Origin of the sequence: Kitasatospora sp. NPDC086801 (genome assembly GCF_044745805.1) — a bacterium.
GTDB lineage: Bacteria > Actinomycetota > Actinomycetes > Streptomycetales > Streptomycetaceae > Kitasatospora.
In genome coordinates this window covers 365,658-379,529 of sequence record NZ_JBIVAX010000001.1, presented here as the reverse complement: position 1 = coordinate 379,529, position 13,872 = coordinate 365,658, and the positions used below count along the sequence as shown (strand labels likewise).

The window sequence follows — 13,872 nt, the reverse complement described above, 5'->3', positions numbered from 1 at the left end:
GACTCCGGAAAAGGCCGGTGATCACTGGCGGCCGACGCCCTCAAGTGAATCCTTGCTAGCCTTCGGTCGGCAGTCCGGAGCAAGGGAGGGGGCTCGCCATGGTGGTCCGACGACCTCCTGGGCGGCGCGCCCAGATCCTCGCCGTGGCGGCCGACCGGTTCCACCGCAGCGGCTACCACCAGGTCTCCATGACCGAGGTCGCCGCCGGGGTCGGCATCACCGCGCCCGCCCTCTACCGGCACTTCCGCGGCAAGCCCGAACTGCTCGACCGCGCCGTTCGGCTGGGGCTGGACGCACTGGCCTGCGGGCTGCGCGGGGCCCGCACCACCGGTGACCTCGGCGCCGCGCTGGCCGCCGTCGCGGTCGGGCACCGCCCGCTCGGCACCCTGGTGCAGCGCGACGCCCGGCTGCTGCCGCCGGCCCGGCGGGCGGCGCTGCGCCGTGAACTGCGCGCGGACGTCGCGCTGATGGCCGCCGTGCTGCGCGTCGAGCGGCCGGAACTCCCGCCGCCGGACGCCGAGTTGCTCTGCTGGTCGGCGCTCTCGGCCTGTACCGGGCTCTCCTACCAGTCGGCCGCGCCGCAGCCCCGCCGCGCCGAGGCGGTGCTGCGCGAACTCGTCGCCGCCGTCCTCACGGCCCCCCTGAGCAGCGCCGCCGCCGATCCCACTGCCGATCCCGCTGCCGGGCCCGTCGCCCCCGCGCCGCCGGAGCCCAGGCCGCCGGCGCGCCGCGAGGAACTGCTCGCGGCGGCCGTCCGGCTCTTCCACCAGCGCGGCTTCGACAACGTCAGCACCGACCAACTCGGCGCCGCCGTCGGCATCTCCGGCCCCAGCGTCTACCGGCACTTCGACAGCAAGGCCCAGTTGCTCGCCGCCTCGCTGGTGCGCAGCCGCGAACGGCTCTGGCACGAGGTGGACGGTGCGTTCGCGGCCGCCGCCGGGCCGGAGGCGGCGCTGGCGGCCGGCCTGGGCGCGTACGTCGGCTTCGCACTGCGCAACGGCGACTACCTGGGCGCGATGCTCAGCGAGACGGAGCGGCTGGCCCCACCGGACCGCCGGGTCGCGGTGGACTTCCGGCACGATTTCCTGCGCACCTGGGTCGGCCTGCTGCGGCAGGTCCGGCCCGAGTGCGACGCGGTCGAGGCCCGGATCCGGGTCCACGCCCTGTTCGCACTGGTCAACGACGGGGTGCGGAACCGCCCGCACAGCGCCCGCCCGGACCTCGGGGACTGCCTGCTGCGCCTCGGCCGGGTAGTTCTCGGACTGCCCGGAACGGACGGCGGCCGGGGGGCCCCCCCCCCGGGGCGGGGGGGGCCCCCCGGCCCGGAGGGTGTGGCTGCGCCCGGGGCGGGGGGTCTAGCCGACGGCGCCCGGGAAGAAGGCCCGGGCGTCGAGGTTGCCGTTGCCCTGCAGAGCGCCGATGTTGCCGCCGTTGCCGGTCGCGGCGAGGCCGTTGTTCTGGTTGCTCGCGCCCGAGCCGGTGGCCGTCTGCTGGGTGACGACCACGTTGCCGTGGACGTTGCCGATGACGTTGGCGGAGCCGGTGTTGTTCACGACGCTGCTGTTGGAGTGGTCGATGGCACCGGCGCCGTTGTCGGCGTGGGCGCTGGCGGCGCCGAAGCCGACGAGGAGGAACGCCCCGAGGGCGGTGACGGCGGCGGCTGCGCGGATACGGGACACGATGGTCTCCCTGAGCTGGGGGTGCGAAATGTGGCGCGATCCGGAGTGGCCGCTCCGTGGCGCCGTTGCCTGACGTCGCACGTTCAGCATTCACCAACGGTGTGGACGAACTCCACCAAACGGGTGGCAATTCCCCCGATGGTGTCATGGTGACGCCGTATCCGGAGATGGCCCGGCGGCTGCGGCGAGGTCTCCGCCTCCATCAACACTGCTGGTGGGAAGGGAGGTTGAGGTGCAAGGCGGCGAAGTCGGACAACCCGTCGCTGTCAACACGGAGTTGACCGGGTTTTCTCGGAGAGAAAGAAATGGTCGCCGGATAGTCGCACTGGCACACTGGGGACCCATGTCTGAAGGTGCCCCGCCCGAGCCCGCCCCCGCCGAGGATCTGCGTACGACCGAGGTCGATCTCGGCGGACTGGTGAACGTCCTCGCCACCCATCTCTACTCCACCCCGCTGGTCGCCCTGCGCGAACTCGTCCAGAACGCCCACGACTCGCACACCCGCCGGCTCCTGGAGGACCCGGACGGCGACCACCGCCCGCTGATCCGGGTCCGCGGCGACGCCGCCCGGCGGGTCGTCGCCATCGAGGACACCGGCGCCGGCCTCACCGAGCCGGAGATCCACGCCTACCTCGCCACCGTCGGCACCGGCTACACCCGGATGCTGCGCGACCTCACCGGCAACCAGGAGCTGATCGGAGCCTTCGGCCTCGGCTTCCTCTCCGCCTTCTCGGTGGCCGACGAGGTCGCCGTCACCACCACCTCGCACCGCGAACCGCACCTCGGCCACCGCTACCGCAGCCGGGGCGGCGAGCAGTATCAGGTCGACCCGGTGCCCGCCCGGCCCCGCCCCGGCACGGTCGTCGAACTGACCCTCAAGGCCGAACACGCCCACCTCGCCGACGAGGACGCGCTGCGCGAGGTGCTCGGCCGGTACTGCGTGCTGCTGCCGATCCCGGTCCACGTCGGCGACGACGAGCAGCCCGTCAACGACGTCGAGGTGCCCTGGCGCCACAGCGTGCCGGGTGACCAGCACGCCGCCCGGATGCGCTTCGCCACCGCCTTCGGCCGCCGCTTCGAGCCGCTCACCGCCTTCCCCGTCCACCCGGTCGAGGGCGGCGCCGGGGGAGGGGCCGCAGGCGGCACCGACGCGATCGGCCTGCTCTGGGTCCAGGACGGCGGCACTTACGGCAGCACCGACAACCGCGACCTCGCCGTCTACCTGCGCGGCATGCTGCTCGCCGAGGACGCCCGCGACCTGCTGCCCAGCTGGGCCGGGTTCATCGGCGGCGTGGTCGAGTCCAGTCGGCTCACCCCCACCGCCAGCCGCGAGGACCTCCAGCGCGACGACCACTACCGCGTGCTCCAGCGCACCCTCACCGACGCCATCGTCGACGGCCTGTACGAGACCGCCCGGCTGCGGCCCGCCGCCTGGCGCCGCATCCTCACCCGGCACGGCCAGGACCTGCTCGGCGCCGCGCTCTGCGACGAGCGGCTGTTCACCCTGCTCGCCGACGACGTCCCCGTCCCCACCTCCCAGGGCGACCTCACCGCCGGAGCGCTGCGGGCCGCGGGCGGGGGCGCGGTGCACGTCGCGCTCGGCAGCGGCGGCGGCTTCGAGGAGATGCTGTACCGGGCGATGCGGGTGCCGATCGCCCGCGGCGACCGCTACGCCGTCCTGCCCTTCCTGCGCCGCTACGCCCAGCTGCGCGGCTGCCGCCTGGTCGAGCTGGGCAGCGAGCACGGCGACCGCGAGCTGTTCCGCGACCCGGAGCGCCCGCTGCCGGCCGGCGAGGCGGCCTGGCTGGCCGGCGCCCTCGCCGACGAGGGCGAGCAACTCGTCCCGGCCCGGTTCGACCCGCCCGGCCTGCCGCTGGTCCTGGTGCCGGACCGCGAGGCCGAGCTGAAGGCCCGGATCGAGGACGACCAGGCCGACGCCCGGATCCCGTCCGCGGCGCTGCGGCTGGCCCGGGCGTTCACCGCCCGCACCGACGGCGAGGTCAGGGCCCGCCTCTACCTCAACCTGTCCTGCCCGGCCGTGCTGGACCTGCTCGCCGCCTACCGCACCGGGCACACCGGCAGCGCCACGGCGGCCGGGCTGCTCCGCTCGCTCAAGGTGATCATGGCCGCCGCCTCGGCGGGCTCGCCGGGTTCGTCCGGCGGCGACCTCACCGCCGCGCTGTCCGGGGTCGGCACCGCGGTCTCGGCGCTGACCGCCGCCGTCCCGGCCGGCCTGCCGGACGTCCCGGACACCCTCGGCGCCCTCGCCGACGAGGCGTGACGGACGGATTGTCAGTGGTCCGCGGTAGACATCACATCAGCACCACGCAGGGGGACACCACATGAGTACCGACATCTGGGCCTGGGTCCACGACGCCCACCGCCAGCTCGCCGAGGCCGGCCACCGGCGGCTGGCCGACGCCATCTACGAGCTGCCCGGCCACGCCAACGAGGGCCGCAACGACCAGGTGGACGCCGTCTACCCGGAGGCGCTGGCCGCCTCCCGGGCGCTCGGCCTGCCCTGGGTCGAGGTCTACCTGCGGCACTGGCGGATGCAGAACCTGCTGAACAAGCGCCACCAGGGCGAGCAGGCCCTGCCCGAGGCGGTCGACCTGCTGGAGTTCGCCCACCGCGAGGAGACGGCGGGCTGCCCGCAGTCCGTCTGCGTGGTGCAGGACTTCGCGATCTGCCACGCGCGGGTCGACGGCCCCGGCTACGTGCCGGAGCGGCTGGCGGTGCTCGGCGAGACGCTGGAGCGGATCGAGCCCGGCCGCGCCTGCTTCGACTGCCTCTCCCGCGAGTACTCCGACGCGCTGGAGGACGACGGCCGCCACACCGAGGCGCTCGCCCACCTGGACACCGCCGCCGCCCGGATCCAGGCGGCCGGCGAGCGGCTCTCGCTGCACTTCCACCACGCCCGGGCCGGCACCCTGCACCGGCTCGGCCGGCACGACGAGGTGCTCGCGCTGCTCGACACCGCCGAGCAGGCCGAGCGCTCCCGCGACCACGAGATCGACGAGAGCGACCGGCTCTGGGGCGGCCTGCTGCGGGCCCGCGCGCTGGCCTCGCTCGGTCGCACGGAGGAGGCGCTGGCGCTGCTGCCCGACCGGGAGGCCGCCGAGCGCCACGCCGACCTGCGGGACGGCTGGACGCATACGGTCGAGCTGCTGGTCGCGGCCGGCGCCTGGGAGAACGACGCCGAGCTGGGCGCCGCCGTGGCCGGCTGGGTCGGCTACCTGGACGGCACCGGCTCGCACCGCCCGTGCGTGGACCTGCTGCTGGCGGCGGGTCGGCTCGCCCTCGCCCGCGGCGCCCGGACGGTGGCGCTGACCCTCGCCGCGACCGGGGAGCGCAAGCTCGCCCAGCTGCGCCGCACCGACGGCGTGGCCGCGGAGGTCGCCGCGCTGCGGGCGGCCGCCGAAGCGCTGCCGGAGCCCGAGCTGCCCGTCCCGCCGGGCGGGCTGGCGGCGCACCTGGCCGAGGTCGGGGTGCCCTACGAGACCGCCGCCGACCTGCTCTCCGTCGCCCTGGGCCGGTACCGGGGTGAGGAGGCCGGCGCCACCGAACTGGCCGTCAACCTGGCCGCGGTGCTCGGCGGCCTCGGCCACGCCCGGGCCGCCGCCGACCTGCTCTGGCACCGGCTCGACACCGCCCCGACCGACGAGGTGCTGATCGGCATGCTCGGCTCCGCCCTGATCGACGCGGGGGACGGCGAGGGCGTCCGCCGCCTCGCCGACCGGCTGGCCGACGCCAGCCCGGCCGACGGGCACTGGATACGCGCCCGCTGGGCCGCCGCCGAGGGCCGCTGGGCCGAGGTGCTGGAGCAGTGCGAGGCGATCCTGGCCCTGGACGGCAGCCGGATCAACACCCGTCGGCTGGCCGCCGGCGCCGCCACCGAGCTGGGCGACCACGCCACCGCGCAGCGGCTGTACCAGGAGATCCTGGAGCACGCGCTGCCCGCCGAGGCCGCCCCGGAGGAGGAGCGCCACCGCACCGTCCAGGAGCCCGACCTCTGGCACCTGGTCACCGCGGCCACCGCCAACCGGGACTGGGCCGCGGTCCGCTCCGCGGGCGCGCTGCTCGGCATCGAGTTCGACGAGCCCGAGGGGCCGGTGGACGAGGAGTGGCAGCTGATCACCGTGCGTGCCACCCGCACCAACGGCGCCACCGCCGACCTGCCCGCCGTCCGCACCGGTCCGGCCACCGCCCGGATCCTGCCGGTGCTCGGCGACGACCTGACGCTCAACCACGGTGACGTGGTGGTCTTCGCCCCGGCGCTGCTGGAGCCGCCGCCGGCCGAGGACGCCCCCGAGGAGGAGCGGCGCGGCTGGCACCCGGTGTTCGGGCTGCTCACCCTGCTCGACCCGGCGGGGTACACCACGTACTGGATCGACGGCGGCTGGCCCGGCGACGAGCCGTGGGCGGAGCTGCGCGAGAGCCTCCAGCGGGCCGGCTACGCGGTCTGGGCGTACAGCGGGGAGCAGTACGGCATCACCGACCCGGCCGACGAGGACGGCGTGCTGCCCGGCGTCTACGCCGCCGTCGGGGTGCCGCCGACCGCCTCCGCCGCCGAGGCCGACGCGCTGCTGCACCGGCTCACCGGCGGCTGGCCGCACCCGCTCGCCTGGCTCGACCTGGCCAAGGCGGCGGGCGCGGACGCCGCCCGGCACGAGGAGATCGTCGAGCGCTACGGCCTCTGAGCCGGTCCGGGTGCGCGCGCCACGGGGGCGGGGCGCGCGTGCCCGGGGCGGGAACCATCGCGGGATCCGTCGAGTCTTGGTCAATGCTTTACCCTTTCATTGCCAAGACTCGACCTCCAGGAGTGTCCGCCCGTGACCAGCCTCGCCCTCGGCCCGTCCTGGCTCGATCCGACCAGCCTGATCTCCGCCTTCGGCCTGCTCGGCATCCTGGCCATCGTCTTCGCCGAGTCCGGCCTGCTGATCGGCTTCTTCCTGCCGGGGGACTCGCTGCTGTTCACCACCGGCCTGCTGGTGGCCGGCGGCACCTACCTGCACCAGCCGCTGTGGCTGGTCTGCGCGCTGATCGTGGCCGCCGCGGTGGCGGGGGACCAGGTCGGCTACCTGTTCGGCCGCAAGGTCGGGCCGAGCCTGTTCCGCCGCGCCGACTCCCGGCTCTTCAAGCAGGAGAACGTGGAGAAGGCCGCCGCCTTCTTCGACCGGCACGGGCCCAAGGCGATCGTGCTGGCCCGCTTCGTGCCGATCGTGCGCACCTTCACCCCGATCGTCGCCGGGGTGAGCAGGATGAACTACCGCACCTTCGTGGTCTTCAACCTCGTCGGCGGCGTGCTGTGGGGCGCCGGCGTCACCGTCCTCGGCTACTTCCTGGGGCAGATCCCGTTCGTCCGGGACAACATCGAGGTGATCCTGGTCGGCATCGTGCTGGTCTCGGTGGTCCCGGTGGCGGTAGAACTGCTGCGGGCCCGCCGTTCCGGCGCGGCGTCCGCCGACCGCCACCACGCCGGGTAGGCGTCCGCCGGCCCCGCCGGGGTACGCCGCGTACATGTGCGTCCGACAGTTCGATCAGGCAAGGTGTAACCCGAGATCGAACGGTGGCCGACGGCCACCAGGGGCGGCGAGGAGCGGAAGTGCCTAAGCGGGGCCGACCGGGCGCAGGCAAGCGGGCGAGGGGAGGCCGGGCGGTCCGTCAGACCCGGCGGACGCCGCCGGTACGGCCGGTGAACCCCGCCGAGGCGCCGCCCACCGAGGGCCTGCTGGGTCATCCGGCCCCGACCGTCGAGCCCGCCACCGTCGTCCCCTTCGTCCCGCCGATCACGGAGACCAGGGGCCTGCTGTCCCCGGAGCCGGAACGGGAGCCGCCCCCCGAGTCCGGGCCGCCCCCCGAGCCCGGGCCGCCCGCCGAGTCCGGGCCGCACCCCGCGCTCGGGCCACACCCCGGGCAGGCACCCGGCCCCGAGGACGCGCGCCCCGCCCGCCGCCGCTCGGTCGCCGAGGACACCCTCACCCCGGAGGAGTGGCGGGCCGCCGGCTACACCCCGCCGATGGGCATCCCGGTCCCGGAGCTGACCGCCGGCGCCCCCGGCGAGGCGCCCTGGCCGGACCGGATGCGCACCCTGCTGCGCATGCCGATGTCCGAGCGCCCCGCCTTCGAGCGGACCGCCCGCGAACTGCACCCCTCCGCGGCCGCGACCCGCAACGTCCCCCGCATCCTCGACCTGACGCTGCGCATCGGCGAGCTGCTGCTCGCCAGCGGCGAAGCCGCCGAGGACGTCGAGGCGGCGATGCTCGGCATCGCGCACGCCTACCGGCTGGACCACTGCGAGCCGCAGGTGACCTTCACCCTGATCGGCATCTCGCACCAGCCCTCGCTGGTCGAGCCGCCGATCACCGCCGACCGGGTGGTGCGCCGCCGCACCTCCGACTACACCCGGCTGAACGCGGTCTACGAGCTGGTCGCGGACATCACCGCGGAGAAGGTCACGGTCAACGACGCCTACCGCCGGCTCGCCCTGATCCGCCGCAACCGGCACCCCTACCCGGGCTGGATGCTCGCGCTGACCACCGGCCTGCTGGCCGGCGCGGCCACCTTCCTGGTCGGCGGGCGGATCGACGACAAGGCCTGGCTGGTCTTCGCCAGCGCCTTCGTCGCGGCCGTCCTCGGCGACCGGCTGGCCTCCACGCTGGCCCGGCGCCGGCTGCCGGAGTTCTACCAGTTCGTGGCGGCCGCGATGCCGGCCGCCGCCTCCGGGATCATCCTGTCCTTCAACGACTGGGGCCTGCGCGGCTCGGTGGTGATCACCGGTGGCCTGTTCGCGCTGCTGCCCGGCCGGGCGCTGGTCGCCGCCGTCCAGGACGGTCTGACCGGCTTCTACATCACCGCCGCGGCCCGCCTGCTGGAAGTGATCTACCTGGTCGCGGGCATCGTGATCGGGGTGATGCTGATCCTCTACCTGGGGGTCGGCTTCGAGGCGAAGCTGCGGCCGGACGAGAGCCTGGCGGGCATCACCTACCCGCCGGTCCAGATGGTCGCCGCGATGCTGCTGACCCTGGCCTTCGCCACGCTGTTGCAGACCGACCGCCGCTCGCTCGCGCTGGTCACCCTGAACAGCGGCATCGGCTGGGCCAGCTACGGCGTGCTGGCGTACAACGCGGGCATCTCCCCGATCGTGGCGACCGGGGTGGCGGCCGGTCTGGTCGGTCTGTTCGGCCAGCTGATGGCGCGCTACCGCAACGGCTCCGCGCTGCCGTACGTGACCGCCGCGATCGGCCCGCTGATGCCCGGTTCGGCGCTCTACCTCGGGATGCTCTCGTTCGCCCAGGGGCACGCCAGCGCGGGCCTGGTGTCCGTGTCCCGGGCGGCGGCGATCGCGATGGCGCTGGCGATCGGGGTGAACCTCGGCGGTGAGATCGCCCGGCTGTTCATGAAGCTGCCGGTCGGCGGCGAGCGCCCGTCGCTGTACCCGGTCGTACCGCGCCGGGCGGCCAAACGCACCCGCGGGTTCTGACCGCGCGTTGGACCGGTGTTGGGCTCCGGGCCATGTCACGGCAGGCCGGACGCAGGACCAGGAACGAAGGTAAGACGCATGACCACACTGCTGGACGGCTACCGCGAGCACATCGTCGCCGCGCACAAGCAGCCGCTGTTCCTGCTGCTGGTCGGCTTCATCACCTCCTTCGTGTTCATCCGGTTCAGCGTCCGGATGATCCGGGCCGAGGTGCGGTGGTGGTTCGGCAACGTCACCCCCGGCGGCCTGCACATCCATCACATGGTGTTCGGCCTGGGCTTCCTGCTGGTCGGCGGCGTCGGGGTGTTCGCCACGTACGGCGGGCACCCGTGGATCGACTGGTTCGGACTGGTCTTCGGCATCGGCTGCGGCCTGGTGCTGGACGAGTTCGCGCTGATCCTGCACCTGGACGACGTGTACTGGAGCGAGCAGGGCCGCAAGTCGGTGGACGCGGTGATCTTCGGGATCCTGTTCACCGCCCTGCTGCTGGTCGGGTACGTGCCGCTCGGCGTGGTGCCCAGCCAGGAGACCAGGTGGGGCCTGATCACGGTGATCTCGGTGAACGCCCTGGCCTCGGTGATCACCCTGATCAAGGGCAAGATGTGGACCGGCCTGCTCGGCATCATGGTCCCCGGCCTGTCCTGGATCGGGGCGATCCGGCTGGCCCGCCCGAGCAGCCCGTGGGCCCGCTGGCGGTACGCCACGCGCCCACGCCGCCGGGCACGTGCGCTCCGGCGTGAGCGCCTGCTGCACCGGCGTGCGGACCGGGCCCGCACCTGGCTTTTCGACCTGATCGCCGGCGCCCCCGACAAGGTGCCCGCGAACCACCCCGCCGCCCACCGGGTGGCCGAGCGGATGTCCGCCCGGGCCACCGCCCACCTCGACGCGCACGCCGCCCGGTCGCTGGCCCGGCGTCAGGCCCGGCTGGCCGACCGCCGCTCGGCGGCCGCCGCCGGTGCGGCGGCACCGGCGGCGGAGGGCGGTGCGGGCGGCAGCGGTGCGGGCCCGTCCCGCGGGGCTCAGCAGCGCCGTCGTGCGGTCCGGGCGGGGCGCAATCGGACGTACGCGGTTCGTCCGACCGGGGTGGAGCGCCGGCCCGGGCGACACCCCCACCTCAGGACGCACACCCGCCGGATCCACCGGTAGTTCGTACACCCTTCGTGCCTGGCTGAAGATGACTCGCGGTCAGATCATCTGATGGTCACCCGCCCGGCGGAGTGCGTCCGAGGTGTGAAAAGCGCCGGAGTTGAGAACATGATCGACGAGTGACCGTTCTGTCATGTGATGGGATGATTCGTCGGACCTGCTCCGCCCGGCCGCCCCCGCCCGAGCGCCGTGGACCGTCCGCCGCCGTCCCCTCCGGCCCCGTGAGAAGGGATGTCTCGTGGCGCGCAGGCTCCTGCCGACCCTCCTGTTGTCCCTCACCGCCCTGCTCGGGCTGCTCCCCGCAGCCCAGGCCACCCCGGCGGACCCCGAACCGGCCGCCGGCCCCGCCCGGGCCGAGGATCCGTACCCGACCACCGAGGAGATCGACCGGTCCCGCTCCGAGGCCGACCGCACCGCCGCCTCCGTCACCGCCATCGAAGCCGGCCTCGCCGCCGCCCGGACCGAGCTCGACCAGGCCGGCCGCAGCGCCGAACAGGCCGTCGAGGCCTACAACGGCGCCCAGCTCGCCCTCGTCCGGGCCCGCTCCGAGGAGACCGCCGCCGCCCAGCGCGCCACCGCCGCCGAGGCCGACCGCACCGTGGCCGCCGAGGACGCCGCCCAGCTCGCCGCCGAAACGTACCGTCAGGGCGCGGGCGCCGAACTCTCCGCCCTCAACGCCCTGCTCGGCGCCCACGGCCCGCGCGAAGCAGGCGACCGCGCCGCCGTGGTCGGCGTCGCCAGCGAGCGCACCCGGCAGATCCTCGACGCCGCCACCTCCACCGCCGCCGCCGCGACCCGCGCCTCCGCCGCCGCCCGCACCGCCACCGAGACCGCCGAGAAGGCCGCCACCGAGGTCGGCGCCGCCAAGGCCAGGGCCGAGGCCCGGCTCGCGGCCCAGCAGGACGCGGTCGCCGCCGCCGGCCGCCGCCGCGAACAACTGCTCACCGAGCTGGCCGCCGCCCGGCACACCACCGTCGACCTGGAACGCCGGCGCCGCGAGGCCCTGGAGTCGATCGCCGCCCGCGAGGCCGAGGCCGCCGCCCGCGCCGCCGCCGAGAAGGCCGCCGCCGAAGCGGCCGCCGCGGCCGAGGCCGCCGCCAAGACCACCCTGGCCGCACCTCCCGCCGCCGCAGCCGGCCCGTGGTCCGCCGAGGGCGCCGCCGCCGCCATCGCCTTCGCCCGCTCCAAGATCGGCCTGCCCTACATCTGGGGCGGCGAGGGCCCGGCCGGCTACGACTGCTCCGGGCTCACCATGATGGCCTGGCGCGAGGGCGGCAAACAGCTCAACCACTTCGCCGCCGACCAGTACGCCCAGAGCACCCCGGTCAGCTACCCCCAGCTGCGCCCCGGCGACCTCGTCTTCTGGACGGACACCGGCCGCGCCGCCGACATCCACCACGTCGGCCTCTACATCGGCGACGACCAGATGATCGAGGCCCCCCGCGTCGGCATGCCGGTCAAACAGGCCAGCCTCTGGATCATGGGCACCCCCGACTTCTACGCCCGCCCCTGACCTGCGCCGGTGTCGGTGGCCGGCGCTAGCGTGGCCGCTTCGATCACTCGGGAGGAGACGCGATGAGGCTGCGGGATGTCGAGGCGGGGGACGTCGAGGCGTACGTCCGGATGCGGTGCGACGCGGTGATGATGGCCGAACTGGGCGGGCCGTTGCCCCGGGAGCGGGTGGAGGAGCGGCTGCGCAAGGACGTCGTGGAGGTCGCCGAGGACCGCGCGTGGATGAAGATGATCGTCCCGGACGGCGCCGGGCCGGAGGCGGTGGCCGGCGGGATCGCGCTCTGGTCGCACGAGGAGGACGGCGCCGCCGTGGCCGAGGTCGGCTGGATGGTGCTGCCCGAGTTCCAGGGGCGGGGCCTCGCCAAGGCGGCCGTCCGGGAGTTGCTGGACGCCGCCGCCCGGGACGGCCGGTGGGGCCCGGTGCACGCCTTCCCGGCGACGACCAACGGCCCGTCCAACGGGATCTGCCGGGCACTCGGCTTCCGGCTGCTCGGCGAGCGGGACGTCGACTTCGCGGACCGCGTCCTGCGCTGCAACCACTGGGTGGTGACGCCGGGGGAGCACCTCGGATCGGGCACGGAATAAATGGGATGCCACCCGAAAGCGGCGGCCGTACGGTGGCCGCATGGGCAACACAACCGATGGCGGGGCCGGCGACATCGTGAACGGCCTCCGGATCCGCGCGATCACCGAAGGCGAGGTGGCCGCGTGGGATCGGGCCCTCTCCCTGGGCTTCCTGCGCTCGCACGTCGGCAGCGCCGCCGACTTCCGCCGACGGCAGTGGGAGCCGGGCCGGATGCTGGGGGGCTTCGACGGGGACCGCTGCATCGCCACCTTCCGCAGCTTCGACGTCGAGCTGACCGTCCCGGGCGGGGCCGTCGTCCGGGCCGACGCCGTCAGCGCCGTGACGGTCAGCGCCACCCACCGCCGCCGCGGCCTGCTCGGCGCGTTGATGCGCCGTGATCTCGCGGCCGCCGCCGAGCGGGGTTCGGCGGTCGCCATCCTGATCGCCGCCGAGTACAACATCTACGGCCGTTACGGCTTCGGCCCGGCCACCCGCGGCCACGGCTGGAACGTCGACCTGCACCGCACCCGCGGCCTGCGCGACGGCCTGCCCACCGTGCCCGGCGGGCGGATCGACTTCGTGACCATGGCGCAGGCGCGCGAGCTGGGCTCCGACCTGCACGATCGCTGGCGGCGCACCCAGCCGGGCGCGATCGCCCGCGACGAGCTGTGGTGGAAGCGGACCACCGGCGAACTCCAGGTGCCGGGCTTCGAGTTCAAGGAGCCGTTCGTGGCCGTCCACCGGGACGCCGACGGCGTGGTCACCGGCCTGGTGGTCTACCGGATCGACGACAAGTGGGACGGCAGCTACCCGGACTGCGTCCTGACCGTGGCCGACTTCCTGGCCCTCGACCGGGCGGCCGCCGCCGAGCTGTGGCGCTTCGTCCTCTCCGTCGACTGGGTGCGCAAGGTCGTCGTGGAGAACATCGGCCCGGACGACCCGCTGCCGCTGCTGCTCCAGGACCCGCGCGCCGCCACCCCGTACGCGGACAACTCCGACTTCACCTGGCTGCGGGTGCTGGACGTGGCGGCCGCGTTCGACGCCCGGACGTACGGCGCGCCCGGCCGGGTGGTGCTGGAGGTCGAGGACCGGCTCGGCTACGCCTCCGGCCGCTGGGCGATCGAGGTGGCCGAGGACGGCACCGGCCGCTGCACCCGGACCACGGACGAGGCCGACCTCGCCCTGGACGCCTCCGAGTTGGGTTCGCTCTACCTGGGCGGTGAGACGGCGCCCCGGCTGCTCGCGGCCGGCCTGCTCACCGAACTGCGCCCGGGCGCGGCGGTCGCCGCCGACCTGCTGCTGCGCACGCCTCTGCAGCCCTGGACCAGGGACATCTTCTGAGTTCGTGGTGAGTCCGTCGTTCAACCCCGCCGGGGGGGGGGGGGGGGGGGGGGGGGGGGGGCGCGCCCCCGCGGGGGGGGGGGCCCCCCCCCCCCCCGGGGCCCCGCCCCCCCCCCCCCCCCCCCGCGCCCCCCCCCCCCCCCCCC

9 protein-coding genes are annotated in these 13,872 nt (G+C 74.9%); all 9 read left to right on the top strand.

What is annotated here, in order from left to right:
• Window positions 1-98: 98 nt before the first annotated feature.
• The 9 genes from ACIPLC_RS01805 (at window position 99) to ACIPLC_RS01765 (ending at window position 13,726) form a co-directional block, all read left to right on the top strand.
• A complete protein-coding gene (locus ACIPLC_RS01805) occupies window positions 99-1,832 on the top strand; it encodes a TetR/AcrR family transcriptional regulator (RefSeq protein WP_400469838.1) in 1,734 nt (577 codons plus the stop codon).
• A 190-nt stretch (window positions 1,833-2,022) separates the two neighbouring features.
• Window positions 2,023-3,960 (top strand): ATP-binding protein, encoded by a 1,938-nt coding sequence (locus tag ACIPLC_RS01800; RefSeq protein ID WP_400469835.1) that lies wholly within the window; start codon window positions 2,023-2,025, stop codon window positions 3,958-3,960.
• A 61-nt stretch (window positions 3,961-4,021) separates the two neighbouring features.
• Window positions 4,022-6,379, top strand: a complete 2,358-nt coding sequence (locus tag ACIPLC_RS01795; protein ID WP_400469832.1) for a hypothetical protein — start codon at window positions 4,022-4,024, stop codon at window positions 6,377-6,379.
• A gap of 132 nt (window positions 6,380-6,511) precedes the next feature.
• Window positions 6,512-7,165, top strand: a complete 654-nt coding sequence (locus ACIPLC_RS01790) for a DedA family protein (RefSeq protein WP_400469830.1) — start codon at window positions 6,512-6,514, stop codon at window positions 7,163-7,165.
• A gap of 209 nt (window positions 7,166-7,374) precedes the next feature.
• Window positions 7,375-9,162, top strand: a complete 1,788-nt coding sequence (locus ACIPLC_RS01785) for a threonine/serine exporter family protein (protein ID WP_400469827.1) — start codon at window positions 7,375-7,377, stop codon at window positions 9,160-9,162.
• Between the two features lie 78 nt (window positions 9,163-9,240).
• Window positions 9,241-10,308, top strand: a complete 1,068-nt coding sequence (locus ACIPLC_RS01780; RefSeq protein WP_400469825.1) for a hypothetical protein — start codon at window positions 9,241-9,243, stop codon at window positions 10,306-10,308.
• A gap of 238 nt (window positions 10,309-10,546) precedes the next feature.
• Window positions 10,547-11,821, top strand: coding sequence for a C40 family peptidase (locus tag ACIPLC_RS01775; protein WP_400469822.1), 1,275 nt, complete (start codon window positions 10,547-10,549; stop codon window positions 11,819-11,821).
• Between the two features lie 62 nt (window positions 11,822-11,883).
• A complete protein-coding gene (locus ACIPLC_RS01770; RefSeq protein WP_400469819.1) occupies window positions 11,884-12,405 on the top strand; it encodes a GNAT family N-acetyltransferase in 522 nt (173 codons plus the stop codon).
• Window positions 12,406-12,445: 40 nt separating this feature from the next.
• Complete coding sequence (locus ACIPLC_RS01765; protein ID WP_400469816.1) at window positions 12,446-13,726, top strand: GNAT family N-acetyltransferase; 1,281 nt, start codon at window positions 12,446-12,448, stop codon at window positions 13,724-13,726.
• Window positions 13,727-13,872: the final 146 nt, after the last annotated feature.